Genomic DNA, 21,111 nt, shown 5'->3' on the forward strand with positions numbered 1-21,111 from the left:
AGGAACTGGAGCCGCTCCGGGCCGAGTTCGTCTCCTCTGGGAGTACGCGCCGATCGGTGGCAGCACCGTCGGTCACCGGTCGGACGACGCCCCCCCGCGGAGCCCCCTCATCGGGGAACGAAGGCGCGGTGCGGCCGAGGTTGTTTACCGGGGGCCCTGGGGGCCCGCACTCCTGACAGGGCGACAGCGGCCGCCCTCCGGGGTGAACGTCCTAGCCTGGACGCATGCTGCGAGACGTGTTCGACGAGGACGCCGAGCTCTACGACCGCGCCCGTCCCGCCTACCCGCCCGCCCTGGTCGAGGCCTTGATCGGCGAGGCGGCCCTGACCCGGGACACGCGTGTCCTGGAGGTGGGCCCGGGAACGGGACAGCTGACCGTGCCCCTGGCCCGGACCGGCTGCCGCCTCACGGCGGTCGAACTGGGGCCCTCCCTCGCGGCGGTGACCCGGCGCAACCTGCGGCCGTTCCCGGCGGCCCGCGTCGAGGTCGCCGCGTTCGAGGAGTGGACGCCACCGGGTCCGGTCTTCGGACTGGCGGTCTGCGCCACCGCCTTCCACTGGATCGACCCGGCCCTGCGCCTGCCCAGGCTGACCGCCGCCCTCGCTCCGGGCGGCACCCTCGCCCTGGTCACCACCCACCATGTGGCGGGCGGTTCCGAGGAGTTCTTCGCCCGGGCCCAGCGCTGCTACGAACGCTGGGACCCCGCCACCCCGCCCGGCCTGCGCGCGTCGGACGAGAAAGACGTCACCTCCGACACCGGCGAACTCGACGCCTGCGACCGGCTCGGGCCGGTCGAGGTCCGGCGCTTCTCCTGGGAGATCACCTACACCACCGAGGCCTACCTCGACGTCCTGCGCACCTACTCCGGACACCGGGCGCTGCCCACGCCGGCCCGCGACGGCCTCCTCGCCTGCCTCGCCGGCCTGATCGACGACCGCCACGGAGGCAGGGTCACCAAGCGCTACCTGCATGAGCTGATCACGGCCCGCCGGGTGGAGCGGCCGGTCGCGTAGTCGTGGGATCCGGGCCCCGGACCCCGGGCCCCTGGTCCGGGCGGCAGGCGGCAGGCGGAGAGCTGCGGGCTCGGACCGGCGCGCTGACCGGGTGGCGGCACCCCGGCGGCCCGGAGTCTAGAAAGCGCTTGCCCAAAGGGGGTAGCGTCCTGCCGCCAGGCGGTGCTGCCCTGCCGCACCGCCACGCCTTCCCGGACGCCCCTGAGACAGGAAGCCCACCTGATGCACGCCGAGCCCGCCGAGGACCGCAGCCTGAGCCCGTACACCGGCCGTACGCGCGCCCACTGGGAGGCGACCGCCGACTCCCTGCTCGCCGCCGTGGCGCCGTACGCGACCGACGGGGGCGCCCTCTACCACCTCCCCGGAAACCGCCCGAGCGCCTCCGGAAGGCTCTCCGACGGCCTGGAGGGCTACGCCCGCACGCTGCTGCTGGCCGGCTTCCGGCGGGACGAGAAGGTCCTGGAGCGGTACGCGGACGGGCTCGCCGCCGGAACGGCGGGAGTCTGGCCCCGGGTCGAGAGCCGCAGTCAGCCGCTCGTGGAGGCGGCGTCCATCGCGCTCGCGCTCCGGCTGACCCGCTCCCAGCTGTGGGACCGCCTGGACGACAGTGTGCGTCAGCGCGCCGCCGGCTGGCTGGGCGACGCGCTGAGGGCCGAACCCTGGCCCAACAACTGGGAGTTGTTCCCGGTGACGGTCGGCGGATTCCTCGCGGACGTCGGCTACGAGCCGGACCTCGCCCGCGCGGTGATCGACCGGGGCCTGGAGCGCATCGAGCAGTGGTACCTCGGCGACGGCTGGTACACCGACGGCCACGGCCGCAAGGTCGACTACTACAACGGCTGGGCGATGCACCTCTACCCGGTGCTGCACGCCTGGCTCGGCGACGACACCCGCCTCCTCGACCTGTACGCGGGCCGTCTGGAGGCCCATCTCGCCGACTACGCGCGCCTGTTCGGCGGCGACGGGGCGCCGATGCTGCAGGGCCGCTCCCTGACCTACCGCTTCGCGGCCACCGCACCGCTGTGGCTCGGCGCGCTCACCGGCCGCACGCCGTTGGCGCCGGGCGAGACCCGGCGCCTCGCCTCCGGAGCCCTGCGCTACTTCCTCGACCGGGGCGCCGTCGACGCCGACGGCCTGCTCACCCGCGGCTGGCGCGGCCCCGACGAGGCGTTCCTGCAGGCATACTCCGGCCCCGCCTCGCCGTACTGGGCCGCCAAGGCGTTCGTCTGCCTGCTGCTGCCCCCCGACCACGAGGTGTGGACGGCCCGCGAGGAGCCGGGCCCGGCGGAACGCGCCGACGCGGTCACCCCGGTCCGGCCGGCCAACTGGCTGATCCAGTCCACCCGTTCGGACGGCCTGGTCCGCCTCCACAACCACGGCAGCGAGGACGCCCGCTACGACCCGTACTACACGCGGCTCGCCTACTCGACCGTCACGGAGCCCTCGCCCTCGTACGACAACAGCGTGATCGTCGGTGGCGAAGCGAGCCGTACCGGGATCGTGCCGCTCGGTGCCGGCGACGGCTGGGCGGCGTCCCGGCACACCGTCGCGGAGGGCGTCGCCGTGGCCGGCCTCGTCGTCGCGCGGGGCGCCGTCGAGGTGCGGGCCCACCTGGTGTCGGGCGCGGCCCCGGGGACCCCGGTACGGGTCACGGGCTGGGCGGCGCGGGACGGTGCGCGCTCCGAACTCCACGCGGCGCACGGCCTGTCGGGGGCGGGCACGTCCGTGGACGGGCTGCCGGAGGCGGCGGAGGGGACCACCGGAACCGACGCCTCCCTCTTCGTCGCCCTCGTCCGTCTCACCGCGGACCCGGACCCGCGCCCGCTCACCGACCTGGTCTCGGTGCGGGTGACACCGGCGGAGGACGCGGGACCCGGCGCGCACGACCTCACGGTGACCTGGGCATCCGGCGAGGGGGCGACCTTCCGGTTCACCTCCGCGGACCCGGACGGCCCGTCGCAGGACGGCCCGGAGACAGGGCCGCGGGAGTCCTCCCGCGGCCCCTCCCCGAGCGTGTTCGTCCGAACTCCCTAGAGTGGAGAGGCCAGTGCCGACGCGGACGCGGATCCGCAGGGGGAGGGGAACGGGCCATGGGCGGACCGGACAGGACCACACGGGCGGGCCGGGGAGCGGCCGACCCCGAGCAGATGATCGCGGAGGCGCGGAAGGCGTTCTTCGTGATGTTCGCCTTCCTCGCGATCGTGTGGCTGGTGCAACTGGCCAACTCCGCCGACCACTACGCCCTCTCGCGTGACCACGGAGTCGTCTCCGGAGACCCGGGTACCCTTCCCGGCATCCTCAGCGCACCCTTCCTGCACTGGAGCTGGGCCCACATCGAGAGCAACTCGGGCCCGCTGTTCGTCTTCGGCTTCCTCGCGGCGTACCGCGGAGTGGTCCGCTTCCTCGGGCTGAGCCTCCTCGTCGCCGTGACGAGCGGCCTCACGGTGTGGCTCTTCGAGAGCGGCGGCGTGGACACGGTGGGCGCGAGCGGCCTGATCTTCGGGTACTTCGGCTACGTCGTGGTCCGCGGTCTCTTCGACCGCCACCTGATCGACGCGCTCATCGGCGTCGTCATGGCCGCCTCGTTCGCCTACATGCTCACCGTCACCGTCCCGGGGACCCCGGGCGTGAGCTGGCTCGGACACCTCGGGGGGCTTGCCGGCGGCCTCCTCGGCGCCTGGCTCCTCCGCGACCGCCGCCCCCGCAACACCCCGCCCCCCACCCCACCGGGCACACCGTCCCCGGGCACGGCGCAGCCCACCACTCCGGACAGCCCCCGCGCGGACCTTCACAAGGAGCTGGGGGATCTGGGGCTTCTCTAGGGCCGCACGAGCGCGCCCGACGGTTCGGCCGGTGCCGAACCGTCGCGGCGCTATCGTCCCCGTATGACCGCTGCCCCGAGTGAGGACCCGGTCGGCGCCGCCGCGTTCGCCGCGCTGCACCGTGCCGACGCCCCCCTGCTGCTGCCCAACGCCTGGGACCACGCCTCCGCGCTCGCGCTGGCCGGTCAGGGGTTCGAGGCCGTGGGGACCACGAGTCTCGGGGTCGCCGCCGCCGCCGGGCTGCCGGACGGCGCGGCCGCCACCCGCGACCTCACCGTCCGGCTCGCCCGGCAGCTCGCCGGGGGCGGAATCCTGCTGTCGGTGGACGCGGAGGACGGCTTCGGCCGGGACCCCGACGAGGTGGCCGCGTCGGCACGCGAACTGGCCGACGCCGGAGCGGTCGGTGTCAACATCGAGGACGGCCTCGGATCCGCCGCACTGCACGCCGCGAAGATCGCGGCGGTCAAGGCCGCGGTGCCGCACCTGTTCGTGAACGCGCGGACGGACACCTACTGGCTCGGCGACGGAAGCCACGCCGAGACGTGCCGCCGCCTCGACGCCTACCTCCGGGCGGGAGCCGACGGTGTGTTCGTGCCGGGCCTCAGCGACCCGGACCGCATCGCCGATCTGGTGAAGACGTTCGACGCGCCGCTCAACATCCTGTACTCGCCGCTCGGCCCGACCGTCGCCCGGCTCGGCGACCTCGGTGTCCGCCGGGTCAGCCTCGGCTCCCTGCTGTACCGCCGTTCCCTGGGCGCCGCCCTCGACACGGCCCTGGACATCCGCGCCGGCCGGACCCCGCAGGGCACCACCCCGACCTACGCGGACGTGCAGGCCCTCAGCGCGCCGCGGCTCGACCCCTGACCCGGAAATCCTGCTGATCGAGGGGCGGTTCAGGCCCGGCGTTCGATCACGACCGAGCGTCCGGACGTGCCGTCCGGCCCACCAGCGCCTCCGCCAGGAGGTCCGCGAACTCGACCGGGTGTTCCAGACAGCCGAGGTGGCCGCCGGGGAAGTCGAGCAGCGTGGCCCCCGTGGCCGCGGCGAGCGACTCGGCCGTACGGCGCGGGAGTTGCCCCCCGGAGGCGCGGCCCGCGCCGAGGACGAACCGGTCGGACAGCTCCTTGAGCCCGTCCACGTCCGGCGCGCGCGTGGCGAACGGGCGCAGGACGTGGGCCAGGAAGACGGCCATCGGGGTGTCCGCGGGGATCTCCGCGGGCCCGGCCGTCCGCGCGCCGGGCAGAGGTCCGTCCGGCGTCTCCGCGGGCTCCGCGCTCGCGTCCTTCCGGCCGCTCGCCGCGCCTCCCCAGGCCCGGCCCTCCAGGCCCGCGGCCAGCCGCGCCGTCGCCACCGAAGGGCCCTCCGTGCGGCAGAGCCGGCCCACTTCCCCGACCATCGCGATCTGGGCCTCCGCGTCCGGCAGCACGGTGACGCTCGGCGGTTCGTGGGCCACCACCCGGCGCAGCCGCTCGGGGTGCCGGGCCAGCAGGTCGAGGGCCACGATGGCGCCCGAGCTGCTGCCGAAGACGTACGCCGACTCGCCGTCCGGGAGGACGGAGCCGAGGAGCCGGTGGGCGTCGTCGCTCCAGTCCTCCACGCGCTGGTCGCCGACCGGGCCGTCCAGCGGTGTGTGCGCCAGACCGAGCGGGTCGAACGTCACCACGGTGAACCGCTCGCGGAGCCGGTCCGTGAGGCCCTCCAGGCCCATGGGGTGGCCTGCCCCTCCCGGTACGACCAGCAGTACGGGACCGCTGCCGCGCACCTCGTGGTGGTACGCGCGTGATCGGTGCGCGGGGTCGTTCATCGTCCTCGTCCCTTGTCGTCCGTGAACCGGTCTCCGGCGTCCCGATGTGGCACACCGGCCTTCTCCGGCCGGTCCACCGGCAGATCGTAGGTGCGGCCGGGCACGCAACTCCACGGAATTCCGCCCCGGCGGACGCGACCGGGCCGGACGGGTCGAGGACCCGCCCGGCCCGTCGGTCCGGTCCGGGCGCCAGGCGTCGCCGGGCAGGCGAGACCTTGCGGATCCGCCCTAGCGGACGCCCGAGAAGACGAACGAGAACTCCGCAGGTTCCGCGTCCAGCCGGTACGGCGGAAGCACACCGGGACCGCACGACTGGGAGCCGATCCCCTGCTGGCCGTGGTCGAGGTTGACCCAGACCGTGTCGCCGGCCCGGAGATCCGACAAGTGGTCCGCCGCGTCCAGTTGTTCGGTCGTCCAGCGTCGTGCCGTGAACCAGAACCGCGGATCGCCCTCGACACGCAGACCGCCGATCTCCGCCCAGCGGACGTCGGGCCGGGCACCGTTCTCCTGCGGGCGCACGTACGGGGTCTGCAGGGCGTCCACGGTCGACTCCCACCGGCCGCTCATGGAGGCCGTCCCGGTGTCGGGGTAGCCCTCGCCCGGGCCGCCGCCGAACCAGGTCACGCGATCCGCCGGGCCGGAGAGCCCGAGCCGGACGCCGAGCCGGGGCAACGGCAGCCTCCAGTCGCCCTCGGGTGCCACGGACACGGTCAGCCGCAGCCGGGTGCCGTCGGACGTCCAGCGGTACACCGTGCGCAGGCCGACCGCGCGGGCGGCGGGCGCCACCCTGGTCCGTACGGTCAACGCGTCCTCGCCCGGCTCCACCGCGTCCAGCCGGTGCCGCATCCGGTGCAGGCCCAGCGCGCGCCAGAGCGGACCGAAGCGGGCGTCGGGCTGCCAGTGCGCGCCGTTGTCGTTGTCGGTCGGGGCCCGCCACACGTCCAGCCGCAGCCCCGTGACACCGACACCGCCGAGGGTGAGCGGCTCCCCGGTGCGGGCGTCGAAGGTGCCCGGTCCCAGGGTGATGACGCCGTCACCGGCCACCGGGGCGACGAACCGCCCGAGGGGCGCGGACACGGCCTCGGCGGAGGGGAGTTGGGCCCAGGCGATCTCATGGCCGCGGGGCGCCCACGCCGTGTCCTCGGCGAGGACCGCCCGTACGGTCCAGTGCGCCTCGGCGCCCGCCGGGTCCACGGGCGGCGCGGGGAGTTTCACGTCCGCCGACTCGCCGGGGGCCAGCTCGGGCACCTGGAGGGCGCCCGTCGCGACGGTCTCGCCGTCCACCTGGTAGGACCAGGAGAAGGCGAGCGCGGCGAGGTCGGCGAAGTCGTAGCCGTTGGTGACGCGCACGACGCCGTCGGCACGGGCGGCGTCCAGAGGCCGGTCCAACACCCCTTCCCCGTCCCGGAGCCGGTCCGGTCCGGGGAGGCCGGACGTCCCGCCGGTGTCGATGCGGACGGGTTCGATCACCTTCTTGTACTCGACGAGCCCGGGGGAGGGTGTCCGGTCCGGGAAGAGCAACCCGTCGCAGACGAAGTTCCCGTCGTGCAGTTCCTCGCCGAAGTCGCCGCCGTACGCGAACCCGTGGCGCTCGTCCTTGATGCCGTGGTCGATCCACTCCCAGATGAAGCCGCCCTGGACCCGGTCGTACGCGGTGAACAGTCGCTGGTAGTCGGCGAGACCGCCGGGACCGTTGCCCATGGCGTGGCCGTACTCGCAGAGGATGAAGGGGAGCCCGCGTCGCTTCGCGTCGCCGTCGTCCTCGTGGCGGCCGATGCGCTCGACCTCGGCGTGATCGGCGTACATGCGCGAATAGACGTCCGTGTCCCGGCAGGTGGCGTCACCCTCGTAGTGGATGAGGCGTGAGCCGTCGCGGTCCCGGATCCAGTCGGCCATCGCGGTCAGTCCCCGTCCCGTGCCCGCTTCGTTGCCGAGCGACCACATCACGACGGACGGATGGTTCTTGTCGCGCTCGACCATGCGGGCCGCCCGGTCGAGAAGGGCGGGCGTCCAGCGGTCGTCGTCGACGGGGTTGCCCTGCCAGCCCTCCTCGGTGAAGCCGTGGGTCTCCAGGTCGCACTCGTCGACGACCCACAGGCCGTAGGTGTCGCACAGGTCGAGGAAGGCGGGATGCGGCGGGTAGTGCGAGGTACGGACGGCGTTGATGTTGTGCCGCTTCATCAGCAGCACGTCGGCGAGCATCGTCTCCGCGTCGAGGGCGCGGCCCCTCTCCGGGTGCCACTCGTGCCGGTTGACGCCCTTGAACAGCACCGCGCGGCCGTTGACCGTGATCTGTCCGTCCCGCAGAGCGACGGTGCGGAAGCCGATCCGCAGGGGTACGCGCTCGCCCTCCGTGACCAGTTCGCCGTCGTACAGCCGGGGCGTCTCGGCCGTCCACGGCGCCACCGGCACCGTGACCTCCACACCGGTCGCCACGTCGACGCCCAGGGCCGGCACGAGGACCCGTCCGTCGACGTCGGAGTCGACGCGCAGCGTTCCGAGGCCCGCGCGGTGGTCGTACCCGGCATGCACGAAGAAGTCGAGCACGCCGCCCGGGGGGCGGTGCAGCAGGGTCACGTCACGGAAGATGCCGGGCAGCCACCACTGGTCCTGGTCCTCCAGGTACGAGCCCGCCGACCACTGGTGCACCCGGACGGCGAGCGCGTTGCGCCCCGGCCTCAGCAGATGGCCCACGGCCAACTCGTGCGGCAGCCGGGACCCCTTGAACTCGCCGAGGTCCGTGCCGTTCAGCCAGACCCGGGCGCAGGACTCGACCCCGTCGAAGCGCAGCACCGTACCGCCGTCGGCGGGCCAGTGGGCCGGCAGGTCGAAGAAGCGCAGATGGTCGCCGGTCGGGTTCTCGGTCGGCACGTGCGGCGGGTCGACCGGGAACGGATAGAGGTGGTTGGTGTAGATCGGCGCGCCGTGCCCCTGCAGCACCCAGTGGCCGGGGACCTGGACCTCGGCCCAGCTCTCGGCGTCCTGGTCCTCGTGCGGCGCGTACCCCTCGGCGGCGAACGAGTCGTCGCGCGCGTCGGCGGTGGGGGACAGCCGGAAGTGCCAACGCCCGTTCAGGGAAAGGCTCGCGGCGTCCGAGGCCGCGTAATGGGCGCGCGGCGGCAGCGCGCCGTGGCCGGGGGACACGTCCTCGACGTAGCCGGTGTCGGAGGGTGCGGCGGTCGGATGCGAGGGGGAGGTGCGGAAGGACATGCGTCTCCTAGATCAGCCCGTGGATCAGCCCGTGCGTCGTGGTTCCGGTCGGTGCGGTTCTCCCGGGGCCCGCGCCCGGTCTCTCAGGAGCGGGGAGGGAGGAGGTCCGCCACGAAGGCGTTGGTGAAGGTGCCGGCCGGGTCGAGGCCGTCGACCAGCGTCCGGAAGTCGGTCATGCGCGCGTAGCGTTCCCGCAGGATCCGCGGCGGTACGGCGAAGACCTTGCCCCAGTGCGGTCGCGGCGCGAACGGCTCCAGCGCCCGCTCGACGCTCCGCACCACGGGCAGCACGGCCTCCGTGTCGTCGACCCAGGTGAAGTGCAGTGCCACGGTGTCCCGTCCGTACGCCGGGCTCAGCCACTGCCGGTCGGCGGCGACGGTCCGCACCTCGCAGATCTGCAGCAGCGGCGCGATCGTCCCGCGGATCGCGTCCAGGGCGTGCAGCGCGGCGAGGGCGTCCGAGCGCGCCAGCAGATACTCGGACTGCAGCTCGGAGCCGCTGCTCGGCGTGAACTCCGCCCGGAAGTGCGGGAGTCGCTCGTGCCAGGGGCCGGGCACGCCGAACTGCCGGGTGCAGTTGCGGGCGGGCATCCCCGGCACCGGGTGCATGGCCTCGGTCGCGGGCTCCGCCCAGGGGAAGTCCGGCAGGGGCCGGTCGGTGCGCCGCTTCAGCCACACCTGGCGGAAACCGGGCCGCTTCCAGTCGGTGAACAGGCTCACGCTGTACGCGGAGGCCGCGACCGCCTCGAAGTCCAGTCCCTCCAGCGGGAGTTCGGTGAAGACGTGCTGGCTGACCTCGAAGTCCGGCTCGACGTCGAGCGTGAGAGCGGTGACCACGCCGAGGGCGCCCAGAGCCGTCACGGCGCCGTCGAAGCGGTCGTCGCCGCGGCCGATGACCGACGCGGAACCGTCCGCGGTGACCAGCTCGATCTCACGGACCGCCGACGCCAGCGAACCGTTCGCGACCCCCGAGCCGTGCGTGCCGGTGGCGACCGAACCGGCCACCGAGATGTGCGGCAGCGAGGCCATGTTGTGCAGCGCGAACCCCTTCGCGTGGACGGCGCCGGCGAGTTCCGCGTAGCGCACGCCGCCCGACACCCGGACCGTACGGGCCGCCGTGTCGACGTCGATCGCGGGCGGCAGCGCGGCCAGCGACAGCAGGACGCCGTCGGCACCCGGTTCGGCGATCCGGTTGAACGAGTGGCCGCTGCCCAGTACCCGCACCCGGGGGCTCCGCGCGACCAGCGCGCGCAGCGCGTCGAGCGAGGCGGGCCGGTGCAACTCCTCGGCCGCGTACGTGATGTTGCCGGCCCAGTTGGTCAGCGTCCCAGTCATCCTGCTGTTCCTCCTCGGATGTCCGCCGCCCGTGCGATGACCGCCCGGCGAACGTACCGCGCCGGTCCGCCCAGGTGACAGACCTCTTCGTTGACCCTCTCACGCGCTGCGATCTACCGTAGAGAGCGGTTGCTGCCGCTGTCACGAGGCCGTCGACGCTCGCCGACCCTCACGCGCTCGCGGCGAGGCCCCGCACCGCCGCCGGACGCCGTCGGGCGTCTCCCGAACCGGAAGGCCCCTCCGTGCCGAAGCGTCCCTTGGCGATGTTCGCCATGACGGCCGAGAACGTGCCGCGCGTCTTTCCGCCGGACCTGCTCGTCCGGCTGCGCGAGCTGGTGGAGATCGATCCCGCCCTGGTGGCGGGAGATTTCACCGACCCCCGGGTGCGGGAGCGTCTCGCCACGACCGAGGTCCTGATCACCGGCTGGGGCTGTCCCGTCCTCGACGCCGGCGCGCTGGAGGCGGCGCCGCGGCTGCGGGCCGTGCTGCACGCCGCGGGCTCCGTGAAGGGGTTCACCACCCAGGCGGTGTGGGACCGTGGGATCGCCGTGTCGTCGGCGGCCGCCGCGAACGCGCTGCCCGTCGCCGAGTACACGCTCGCCATGATCCTGCTCGCCGGCAAGAGCGTCTTCACGCACCGCGACCGCCTCCGCGACGAACGGGCCTTCCCGTACGGCGAGATCCTGCCCGGCGTCGGCAACTTCGGCCGTCGCGTCGGCGTCGTCGGCGCCTCCCGCGTCGGCCGACGCCTCATCGAGCTGCTCCGGCCCTTCGACCTGGAGGTCGGCCTCGCCGACCCCTACGTCACCGAAGCCGGCGCGGCGGCGCTCGGGGTGCCGTTGCTGCCGCTCGACGCCCTGCTCGCCGGCAGCGACGTCGTCACCGTGCACGCCCCGCAGACCCCCGAGACCCGGCATCTCGTCGGCCGCCGCGAACTCGCCCTGATGCCCGACGGATCGGTCCTCGTGAACACCGCGCGCGGCTCCCTCGTCGACCACGACGCGCTCGTCGGGGAACTGCGGTCCGGCCGGATCAGCGCCGTCCTCGACGTCACGGACCCGGAACCGCTCCCGGCGGACTCCCCGCTCCTCGACCTCCCGAACGCCTTCGTCACCCCTCACCTGGCCGGTTCCCAGGGCAACGAGGTCGCCCGGCTCGGCGCGGCCGTCCTCGGCGAGCTGGAACGGCTGCTGGTGGGGCGGGAGCTGGAGTTCCGGGTGGACGAGACGGAGCTGGGACGGACGGCCTGACGGAGGGGACCGCGAGGCCGGCGTCGGCAGGGGGCCACCCGCGCCGCGGGGCTGCCGGCCTGCCGGGCCTCCGCGCGCCGGGCGGCTACCCGGCCGGTCGTCCGAGGAAAGCGCCGATGGTCCGGGTGAACCGCTCCGCGTCGTCGAGCCACGGAAAGTGTCCGGCCCCGGCCTGGACGACCAGCTCGGCACGCGGGAACACGGCGGCGAGGGCGGCCACCGCGGGAGGCGGGGAGTTCAGGTCCACCTCACCGGCGAGCACGAGCACCGGACAGGGCAGACGGCCGAGGGCCGCCCGGGTGACGTCCGGCGTGAACGCGCCGTCACCGAAGCGGCCCGCGGCCTCCTGGTTCCGGTGGGCGTCCTCCGCGGCCCGGTGCGCCCGCGCGCTCTCGTCCCAACGGCCGTACCAGAAGGGGGCGATGGCCAGGAAGGCGGCGCTGTCCCCGTCTCCCGCGACGATCCGTTCCAGCGCGGCGAAGGCCTCCGGGAACCACGGCTCCGCGGCCCGCAGCAGCGCCGTCTCCCGCCGGACCTCCCCGGTGACGTCGATGCCGGCCGCGTACGGGCTCGGCGTGATGAGCGCGAGCCGCTCGACCCGGTCCGGGTGACGCTCCGCGTACAGCATCGCCAGGTTCGTCCCCGCGGAGTGCGCGAGCAGGTCCAGCCGGTCCCGGCCGAGGTGCTCGCGCAGCGCCTCCACGTCGTCGACGAGCCGGTCGCAGCGGTACGTGCCGGGGTCCTCGGGGACCGCCGAGCCGCCGGTGCCGCGCGGGTCCGCCATGACCAGGGCGCGCTGCGCCGACAGACCGCCCAGCTCCCCGAGGTAGGCGCAGTCCTGCATCGGCCCGCCCGGGAGACACACCATGGGTGGTCCGTCCCCGAGGACCTCGTAGGCCAGCTCTGTTCCGTCGTACGCGGCGAAGGTGGGCATGGCGGCGACTCTCGCAGCGGGGGCCGTGCGGGGCAAACGGCTTCTTGGGCTGCCCCGGCATCGCTCCGCCGTACAGGGAGTGCGAATTCCGTTGTTCATGATGCTGGAAAGTGCTGATTCGGTTGTCTTGTAGTCAATGTGCGATGGATATCGTTACTCTGTCGCTCATGACCTACGGACCGCTTCCCGACACCGACCTCACCCGGCACCGCCGACTGCGCGAGCAGGGCAGCCTCGACCGCGCCGACCTCGACGCCGTCCTGGACGCGGGGTTCGTCTGCCACCTCGGAGTGATCGTCGACGGACGCCCGATGGTGGTGCCGACCGTGTACGGGCGGGGCGAGCGTGACCTCTACGTCCACGGCTCCGTGGCGAGCCGGAGCCTGGCGGGGGACGCGCCCGTCTGCGTCACCGTGACGCACGTCGACGGACTCGTCCTCGCGCGGTCCGTGTTCGAGCACGGCGTGAACTACCGCAGCGCGATGATCCACGGCGTGCCCCGGAAGGTCGTCGACCCTGACGAGAAGACCGAGGCGCTGCGCCTCCTCACGGAGCACACCGCCCCCGGCCAGTGGGACTACGCGCGCGCCCCCAGCCGCAAGGAGCTGGCCGCGACCACCGTCCTCGCCCTGTCCCTCGACATGGCCTCCGTCAAGATCCGCACCGGCGCCCCGGACGACGGGGACGGCCCGGACGCCGCACTGGGCCTGTGGGCCGGCACGCTCCCGCTCACGGCCACCTGGGGAGCGCCCGTCCCCGACCCGCTGCTGCCGTCCGGACAGCCCGTTCCGGACCACGTCGCGCGCCGCGAGGGGACCCGGCACGGCTGACGCCGGACCGGGGGCATACCGTGAGGAGTCGAACACGACAGACGAAGCAGGTCGGGAGCGAGGAGAACGGGATGGGCAGCCGCACCGCGCTGGTCGAGGATCTGATGGAGCGGTTCCCGCACGTGCCGCGGGAGGCCGTCTTCAAGGAGGACCTGCTCCGCGGGGGTGTGGCCTTCGACGCGTCCGCTCTCAGCGACAACGAGCAGGGCGAGGTCAAGCCGAAGTCGTACTTCATCTTCTCGTTCGACCACGGCACCCTCCCCGAGCTGGGCGAGGCCGCGCTCAGGCGCCCGCCGGAGGAGATCATCCTCACCGGCGGCCCGTACGACCTGCGACGCACCGTGGTCTCCGTGCGTGTGAACCCGGCCTCGCCCTACCGGGTCGCCGCCGACGACGAGGGCGTCCTCGGGCTCTACCTCGACGGGAAGCGGATCTCCGACGTCGGCGTGCCGCCGATGCCCGAGTACTACAAGCACAAGCTCTCCAACGGGAAGTCCGTGATGGAGGTGGCCCCCACGATCCAGTGGGGCTACCTGATCTACCTCACGGTCTTCCGGGTCTGCCAGTACTTCGGCGCCAAGGAGGAGTGCCAGTACTGCGACATCAACCACAACTGGCGCCAGCACAAGGCGGCCGGCCGCCCGTACACCGGGGTGAAGGACGTCGAGGAGGTCCTCGAAGCCCTGGAGATCATCGACCGGTACGACACCGCGAAGGCGTCCACGGCCTACACCCTCACCGGCGGCGCGATCACCAAGACCGTGTCCGGCCGCGACGAGGCCGACTTCTACGGCCACTACGCCAAGGCCATCGAGGAGCGGTTCCCCGGACGCTGGATCGGCAAGGTGGTGGCCCAGGCGCTGCCCCGCGACGACGTCCAGCGGTTCAAGGACTACGGCGTGCAGATCTACCACCCCAACTACGAGGTGTGGGACGAGTACCTGTTCAAGATGTACTGCCCCGGCAAAGAGCGTTACGTCGGCCGGGACGAGTGGCACAAGCGCATCCTTGACTCCGCCGAGATCTTCGGCGCGCGCAACGTGATCCCCAACTTCGTGGCGGGCGTGGAGATGGCCGAGCCGTTCGGGTTCACCAGCGTCGACGAGGCCATCGCTTCGACGACCGAGGGGCTGCGCTTCTTCATGTCCCACGGCATCACGCCCCGCTTCACCACCTGGTGCCCGGAGCCGACGACGCCGCTCGGCAAGGCCAACCCGCAGGGCGCGCCGCTGGAGTACCACATCCGCCTGCTGGAGGCCTACCGCGCCACCATGGACGACTTCGGTCTCAAGTCGCCCCCCGGGTACGGACAGCCGGGCCCCGGACGGGCGGTCTTCTCCGTCAGCTCCTTCATGGACAGCCTGCCCGCCGAGGAGCCGGCCACCCGGCTCTGACCCACCGCCGCGCCACCGACGCGCCGTGCCTCCGGGCACGGCGCGTCCGGCGTGCGCGGTCCGGCGGACACGCGTGTGCCCCCCTCGGGTCCATCGCACCCCCGTCCATCGCACCCCCGTACACCACGCCCCCTCACACCCTGAACGCCTCGCGCGGCCCGGACGTCCTCCACGTGTCCGGGCCGTGCCCGTTCCCCGGCGCCGGGGGCTGTCGCCATCACCGACGCGTGACCGTCCGGTCGCGCGATGTGAGGGAACGGCTTGTCAGTTGTGTCGGAGGCGTGAAAGGCTCGGGCCTGTTGTCGGGACGGTCTCCAACTCCCCGGTGCAGCAAGCCGAGTTGGGCGTTACCTGACGTTGCACATGGACGCAGTGGATGCAGGAGCCCCCCATGCCCGACCTGCCGACCCCTCAGGACGCCGCCGAGGCCGCGCTGTTCTCGGACTGCTGGGACGCGGTGCTCTCGTACGCCGACCTGTGCACCTCCGGCTCGGCGGCCGCGACCCAACTCGCCACCGAGGCCTTCACGCACGGCGTCCACGAGGCCCGCGCGGCCGAGGCCCGCGCGAGGAGCACCGGGCGCAGGACACCGGGGCTGCCCCGGATCCCCCTGCTGCTCAACTCCGTACGCACCACCGCCGCGGGCTGGGAGGCGCACGGCCAGGGGCACCGGCTGGACCCCGACCTCAGGCTGTGGCTCAACTCCGAGAAGGCCGCCCGCTTCACCGGGCCCCCGCTGCACCGTCCGATCGCCCTGCGCGGTCTCAGGGACCTCCAGGACGCCGACGCGGCCCTGCTGTGGCTGGTCGAGGTCGAGGCACTCCCGCTGCCCGCCGTGGCACGGCGCCTCGGCCTGGATCCGGTGGCGGCGGCCGAGGAACTCGGCGAGGTGCGCGCCCTGTTCAGGGCCCGCTGCCACCGCGGCCACCTCGACACCCCGATGGACGCCGCCTGCCGCAGCTACGCACGCCTCCTCGACGCGGTCACCCGCTCCCCGGCGGCCGAGACGCCCGAGGACCTCTCCCGGCACCTCGCCCACTGCGCGGAGTGCGCGGAGGCCGCCGCCTGCCTGCGCCTGCACGGCGGCGGACTGCCCGCCGCGCTCGCGGGCGGGGTGATCGGCTGGGGCGGCCTCGCCTACCTCGAACGCCGCCGCCGTGCCGCCGAAGCGGGACTCGGCGGCGGCCGCACGGAGGCCGCCGTGGACACCGGCATCGCCGAGAACCGGGAGCCCGCGCCCCGGATCGGCCGTACCGGGGTCCTGGTCGCCGCCCTCATCGTCTCCGGACTCGCGCTCACCGTCTCCCTGATGCCCTTCGGCCCCGACGGCGACGCCGCCGTCGAGCCGCGCGGCGACACCGCCGTCGCCGACCGGCCGGTGGCCGCCCCGGCCGTGTCCTCGTCCCCGCCGGCCACCACCCGAGCCGACGGCACGCTCGTCTCGCCCGAGCCGACGCGGGCGACCGCCGACGCGCGGCCCGATCCCGAACCCCAGGGCCCGACCTCGCCGCCGGCCCGCGTCGTCGACCACACCCCGGAGCCGACGAGGAAGTCCCCCCGCTGCGCGGCGAAGTACACCCTCGACAACGAATGGCCGGACGGCTTCCAGGCGACCGTCTCCGTCACGACCACCGAGCCCCTCGACACCTGGCGGCTCGGCTGGACCTTCGACGACGGCCAGCGGGTCACGCAGATGTGGGACGGCACCGCCGACCAGCACGGCTCCCGGGTGACGGCCACCGCCGCCGACTACAACAGAACCGTCGCCGCGGGCGGTTCCGTCACCGTGGGCTTCCTCGGTTCCTGGCAGCACACGAACACGGCACCCGACACCATCACCCTCAATGGGGCGTCCTGCGCGATGGCGCGCTGAATCCACGCGCGGGCCCTTTCCCCGAGGCCTCGTGAATTGGCCCGATCCCTTCGCGGAGAGGCCGGAAATCGCACAACCTTCGAAGTCGTGTCGGGAGTCACATCGTTCGGGCGTGCGGAGTTTCCCGTCGCGCCGATCGGGCGACCGTCATAGGTCTGTTCGCGCGGTGGCGGGTGCCTTAGCGTGCTCGCGGGATCTTCTTCCGGAAGTTCCTTCACGGGGAGCGGGGGACGTGTTCATGGTGTGCGGTACGGCTGACGGGGAATGCCGACGCCTTCCGGGGGACCGGGAGCGAGGAACGACGGTCCGGTAGCCCCGAACGCGCCGTCCTGTGCCCGCCCTCGGAGCGTTCTCCCTGGCCGGACGGGTCGGCGCCCTCCAACACCCCGGTCCGCGCCGCGTGTTGCGCGACGGTGGCCGGAACGGCACCCCTCGGTGGCCGAACACTTCCAGTACGCCCTCCCCTTTCCTTTCGACTCACACTCTCGTGCGGCCCGGTGCCGTATGACCGGAGACAGGAAAAGACTTGGCAGACGAGAAAGTCCTCGAAGCGCAGAAATGGGTGAACTCCACCTACGGCACCGTGGCCGGATACGTTCCGTGTCCGGAAGACGGCCGTACCGGCTGGGGCACCATGAACTCCCTGATCATGGCCCTTCAGCACGAACTCGGCATCAGTCCCGTGGTCGCCAGTTTCGGCCCGGGAACGATGTCCAAAATGCAGGCATTAGGTGATATCGGATTCGGCTGGGACGCGAACCGCAACATCGTCGCCATCCTCGAACACGGCCTGTTCTGCAAGGGCTACTGGGCCGTCGAGCCCGACAGCTACGGCTGGTTCACCGGCGTCACCCGCGAAGCGGTGAAGAGCCTGCGGTCCAACATGGGCATCCCCGAGGGTGACGGCGTCATCAACGCCAAGCTCGCCAAGTGCATCCTCAACATGGACGCCTACGTCGTCGTCGCGGGCGGCACCGACAAGATCCGCGGCATCCAGCGGTGGCTCAACGGCGGCTACTGGCAGAAGGACGCCTACAGCATCGGCCCCTGCGACGGGATCTACTCCCGCGACGTGCAGAAGGCCCTCATGATCGCCCTGCAGTACGAACTCGGACTCAGCCCCACCGGCAACTTCGGCCCGGGCACCCAGGCCGGCCTGAAGAACCACACGCTCACCGAGGGCAACTCCGGCATCTTCGTCCAGCTCTTCACGGCCGCCTGCGTCTTCAACGAGCCGGTCATCCTGCACGGCCAGGACGACCAGGAGGTCCGCACCACCTTCAAGGACAACTTCGACTCCAAGACCAAGGAGTTCGTCCAGGTCTTCCAGAAGTTCTCGCAGCTCCCCGAGACCGGCCTCGGGGACTACCAGACCTGGTCCCAGCTCCTCGTCTCCATGGGCGACCCGGACCGCGAGGCCCACGGCAGCGACACCCGCTACGAGATAACCGCCTCCCGCGCCAGATGGCTCTACGACAACGGCTTCCGCATCGTCGGCCGCTATCTGTACGACCCGCCCGGCTCCACCCTCGACAAGGAGATCAAGCCCGGCGAACTCAAGACCATCTTCGACGCGGGCCTGCGCGTCTTCCCCATCTACCAGGACAACGCACGCCAGTTGGCGGACTTCACCTACACGGCCGGCTACCAGCACGCCCTCAACGCCCACGCCCTCGCCACCGGCTACGGCTTCAACCGCGGCACCACCATCTACTTCGCCTGCGACTACGACGCCACCCAGGAGGCGATCGACGGCTATCCGCAGGGCATCGTCACGTACTTCAACGGCGTGGTGGCGGGCCTCGCCAGCCAGGGCAAGAAATACCTCCACGGCGTCTACGGCTCCCGCAACGTCTGCACCAACGTCACCGAGAAGACCCTCGCCCGGTACTCCTTCGTCTCCGGCATGTCCTACGGCTTCTCCGGCAACCTGGGCTTCCCGCTGCCGGACAACTGGTCCATGAACCAGATCAAGGAGTTCAAGGTCACCAACGGCTCCGACACCTTCGACCTGGACCGCGACGTCTGGCGCACCGGAAGCGACCCCGGCACCAACTCCGTGAACAGCACGGCGGGTCCGGCCGACGGCTTCATCGCCTACGTCGAGAAGCTGTACGGCATGGCCGTCGCGTACGGACACGACAAGAACGCCAGCCAGCTCGTCATGGAGTACATCCGCCACGAGAAGTACGCGGGCATGGCCTGGTGGTGGCTCGCCGGCAGCTACGACTCCGGCTTCGTCGAGTACTGCAACAACCGGGGCATGTCGGTGATGGACAGCTTCAAGGACCCCATCTCCGGCTACGACCTCGACGCCACGCACCTCATGGCCACCGCCAACGGCTTCCTCGTCAACTCCGACCCCAGCGACAAGAAGTCCGCGACCGGCGGCGACATCGCCGGCTGGGGCGGCGACATCATGACCTTCTACGCCGACTGGCGGAACTCCGAGGAGCAGTACGCCTCCGGGCACGCCTTCTGCGACGCCAAGCTCGCCAAGCCCGCCGTCGTCTCCAGCTTCGGCTTCACCGACATGGTCGAGGACGCCGACGGATACCTGCTGGCCAAGGCCGTCGCGGGCGGCCAGAACATCGTCGACTGGGTCAAGGCCCAGTACAACGGAGGCGGCGGGCTGCGCCGGTTCCGCAACAACTACGACACCCGCTGGCAGAACGGCGGGAACTGCTACCAGTCCTGCTGGAACATCCTCACGGCCGCCGACGACGTCACCGTCGACCTCGCCCGGAAGAAGCTCATCATGGCCTCCGGTGCCATGCTGCCGTCCGTGATGATCAATCTTCCCGGCGGCGGCGACAAGCTCGACGCGTTCGTCCTCGGCTTCAGCGACCGCATGCTCGGCCTCGTCGGCCTGGAGAACAGCCTGGCCGCCACGTACAAGAGCAACCTGCAGAAGTACCTCAAGGCCGCCGAGCAGCGAGCCGCCGTACGGGCCGGCCACTGATCGATGGGTGTCATCGCGAACTTCCTCCTCCTCGCCGTTCCCGTCCTGATCGTGCTGGGACTGTGGAGCCGGCCCCTCCTCACCGGCCGGTGGAGGACACCCGGCTGGTTCCTCGTGACAGCGGGGCTCTGTCTCATGGCCATGCTCGTCACCTGGATCGTCGGAGCCCTCGCCGGTTCCTCGATGGACGCAGAGGAGTCCTGCCACGCGGCCGGCACCACCTACGACCGCGCCTACCGCTCCGTCCACTGGCAGGAACCTTCGCGATGGTTCCCCCTGCACGACAAGTGCAACGCCGGCTACGACCTGGTCCCGGTATGGGTCAACCCGGCCCTGGTGATCCTGCCCCTGCTGGCCGTCACCTTCCTGGGCCTGGCCGTACGGCTGGCCGTCGTCAAACAACGCACCGAGAAGGGCACAGCGTGAACGAGCTGACCAGGCGCCACTTCGTGGGCGCAGCCGCCGGGTTCGCCGGAGCCGCCGCGATCGGGTCGCTGGGGGCGGCCCCCGCCTCCGCCGCCCCCCGCCGGACGGACTGGGCGGGGAGCCGCTCCGCCAACGGCTGGGAGATCCTGCCCGAGGCGAAGAGCTACCGCATCGAGGGCAGCGACCAGTCCGTCCACCTCGCCGGAGGCACGGCCGCGACCCTGCTCCTGTACGTCGCACGGCGCTTCCACTACGAGATCGACCAGCTCCGCGACGGCGACGTCCGGGGCCACCGCACCTCGCGTCGCGTCCAGGACCCGCACGAGTCCAACTACCTGTCCGGGACGGCCGTCGAGATCAGACCCCAGGCCTACCCGCTGGGTGCCAAGGACGGCTTCTATCCCCGGGAGCTGGTCGTCGTCCGCGACATCCTCGCCGAACTCGACGGTGCCGTGGTGTGGGGCGGCGACTTCGCCACGCCCAAGGAGTCCCACTTCGAGGTCGCGCACAAGCCCGGGCATCCCAAGGTGAAGGGGGTCGCCCGGAAGATCGACGCCTGGAACTCCGGTCCCGGCAACGAAGGCGCGGGCGCCACCGACGCCTTCGACCCCGCCCGCCGCAGACGCGCCACGTCCTTCGCCCGCCGCACGGCTTCGTAGGCCCGCGGGGGAAGGACAGCCGTCCGCCGGCGCGGGGTGCCGCGCCGGCGGACGGCGCGGCACCGACGGCTTTGCGTACCCGCTGGGGCGCCCCGCCTTGTGTACGCGGCCCAAAGACTGGAAAATCAGCCGGCGAACCCAGGAACACCTTCCGTCACAGGAAGAACTGGGTTTCGCGTACGCGGCGGATCCGGGGAATCCGTGCGCGGGGGTGTGCGGTCGACGGTGCTCGGGGGAGGACTTTCATGAACCTGCGACAGATTCGTGCGCGTCTGGACGAGATCCAGGACTGGTCGCTCACGACGGAGGAGTGGCGCACGGTCGGCGATGTGCTGACCAGGCTGGAGTCCGTGCTCCCCGAAGAGGACGACGCCGAGACCCTTCGGGTTCTGGCCCTTCTGGAGCCGCTGGACCGAGAAGGGGCGCGTCGCGCGCAGGCCCGGTTGGGCCCGGGGCGCACCCCCATTCCGGCACAACAGCGCGAGCAGCGGAATCACCTGATCGCACGGCTCACCGCTGACATGGGCGGGGCGAACGACCGCCCCCGGGACGGCAGGAACGCCCGAGGAGAGACGGCGTGAGCGGCCGCGGCCGAACCGC

At 72.4% G+C, this 21,111-nt stretch carries 16 protein-coding genes; 12 read left to right on the plus strand and 4 right to left on the minus strand.

Annotated features, from left to right (window positions below):
- Positions 1–224 precede the first annotated feature (224 nt).
- The 4 genes from B0675_RS19040 to B0675_RS19055 all read left to right on the plus strand — a co-directional run bounded on the left by B0675_RS19040 (position 225) and on the right by B0675_RS19055 (position 4,699).
- Positions 225–1,013: a class I SAM-dependent methyltransferase gene (locus B0675_RS19040; RefSeq protein WP_081220017.1), complete on the plus strand. Its 789-nt coding sequence runs from the start codon at positions 225–227 to the stop codon at positions 1,011–1,013.
- A gap of 222 nt (positions 1,014–1,235) precedes the next feature.
- Positions 1,236–3,047 carry a DUF2264 domain-containing protein gene (locus B0675_RS19045; RefSeq protein ID WP_081220018.1) on the plus strand — a complete coding sequence of 604 codons (1,812 nt, stop codon included), beginning with the start codon at positions 1,236–1,238 and terminating at the stop codon, positions 3,045–3,047.
- A 56-nt stretch (positions 3,048–3,103) separates the two neighbouring features.
- Entirely contained in the window at positions 3,104–3,835 is a 732-nt protein-coding gene (locus B0675_RS19050) for a rhomboid family intramembrane serine protease (protein ID WP_081220019.1), read from the plus strand.
- Positions 3,836–3,898: 63 nt separating this feature from the next.
- Positions 3,899–4,699 (plus strand): isocitrate lyase/phosphoenolpyruvate mutase family protein, encoded by an 801-nt coding sequence (locus B0675_RS19055; RefSeq protein ID WP_081220020.1) that lies wholly within the window; start codon positions 3,899–3,901, stop codon positions 4,697–4,699.
- A gap of 46 nt (positions 4,700–4,745) precedes the next feature.
- On the opposite strand, the gene B0675_RS19060 is transcribed toward B0675_RS19055, so the two are convergent.
- The 3 genes from B0675_RS19060 to B0675_RS19070 form a co-directional block, all read right to left on the minus strand.
- Complete coding sequence (locus B0675_RS19060; RefSeq protein WP_081220021.1) at positions 4,746–5,639, minus strand: alpha/beta hydrolase; 894 nt, start codon at positions 5,637–5,639, stop codon at positions 4,746–4,748.
- A 228-nt stretch (positions 5,640–5,867) separates the two neighbouring features.
- Entirely contained in the window at positions 5,868–8,849 is a 2,982-nt protein-coding gene (locus B0675_RS19065) for a glycoside hydrolase family 2 TIM barrel-domain containing protein (RefSeq protein ID WP_081220022.1), read from the minus strand.
- An 83-nt stretch (positions 8,850–8,932) separates the two neighbouring features.
- Positions 8,933–10,183, minus strand: coding sequence for an FAD-binding protein (locus B0675_RS19070; protein WP_081220023.1), 1,251 nt, complete (start codon positions 10,181–10,183; stop codon positions 8,933–8,935).
- Between the two features lie 242 nt (positions 10,184–10,425).
- Between B0675_RS19070 and B0675_RS19075 the strand changes: the two genes are divergently transcribed.
- Positions 10,426–11,433, plus strand: coding sequence for a hydroxyacid dehydrogenase (locus B0675_RS19075; RefSeq protein WP_081220024.1), 1,008 nt, complete (start codon positions 10,426–10,428; stop codon positions 11,431–11,433).
- A gap of 85 nt (positions 11,434–11,518) precedes the next feature.
- On the opposite strand, the gene B0675_RS19080 is transcribed toward B0675_RS19075, so the two are convergent.
- Positions 11,519–12,367 (minus strand): alpha/beta hydrolase, encoded by an 849-nt coding sequence (locus B0675_RS19080; protein WP_081220025.1) that lies wholly within the window; start codon positions 12,365–12,367, stop codon positions 11,519–11,521.
- Positions 12,368–12,534: 167 nt separating this feature from the next.
- Here B0675_RS19080 and B0675_RS19085 point away from each other — a divergent pair, with 167 nt between their 5' ends.
- The 7 genes from B0675_RS19085 (at position 12,535) to B0675_RS19115 (ending at position 21,092) form a co-directional block, all read left to right on the plus strand.
- The gene (locus B0675_RS19085; protein ID WP_081220026.1) at positions 12,535–13,197 is read left to right on the plus strand and encodes a pyridoxamine 5'-phosphate oxidase family protein; all 663 of its coding nucleotides are present in this window, start codon (positions 12,535–12,537) and stop codon (positions 13,195–13,197) included.
- Positions 13,198–13,268: 71 nt separating this feature from the next.
- Positions 13,269–14,591, plus strand: coding sequence for a radical SAM protein (locus B0675_RS19090; protein WP_081220027.1), 1,323 nt, complete (start codon positions 13,269–13,271; stop codon positions 14,589–14,591).
- A gap of 391 nt (positions 14,592–14,982) precedes the next feature.
- Complete coding sequence (locus B0675_RS19095; RefSeq protein WP_081220028.1) at positions 14,983–16,464, plus strand: cellulose-binding domain-containing protein; 1,482 nt, start codon at positions 14,983–14,985, stop codon at positions 16,462–16,464.
- Positions 16,465–16,990: 526 nt separating this feature from the next.
- On the plus strand, positions 16,991–19,426 hold the full coding sequence (locus B0675_RS19100) for a glycoside hydrolase domain-containing protein (protein ID WP_081220029.1): 2,436 nt from the start codon (positions 16,991–16,993) through the stop codon (positions 19,424–19,426).
- 3 nt (positions 19,427–19,429) lie between these two features.
- Positions 19,430–19,852 (plus strand): hypothetical protein, encoded by a 423-nt coding sequence (locus tag B0675_RS19105; RefSeq protein ID WP_081220030.1) that lies wholly within the window; start codon positions 19,430–19,432, stop codon positions 19,850–19,852.
- Positions 19,849–20,511: a hypothetical protein gene (locus tag B0675_RS19110; protein ID WP_081220031.1), complete on the plus strand. Its 663-nt coding sequence runs from the start codon at positions 19,849–19,851 to the stop codon at positions 20,509–20,511. The genes B0675_RS19105 and B0675_RS19110 overlap by 4 nt, the downstream gene beginning before the upstream one ends.
- Positions 20,512–20,756: 245 nt before the next feature.
- Positions 20,757–21,092, plus strand: coding sequence for a CATRA system-associated protein (locus tag B0675_RS19115; protein ID WP_081220032.1), 336 nt, complete (start codon positions 20,757–20,759; stop codon positions 21,090–21,092).
- The last annotated feature ends 19 nt before the right edge of the window (positions 21,093–21,111 follow it).

It is taken from the genome of Streptomyces sp. M41(2017), assembly GCF_002078175.1.
Classification (GTDB): Bacteria; Actinomycetota; Actinomycetes; order Streptomycetales; family Streptomycetaceae; genus Streptomyces.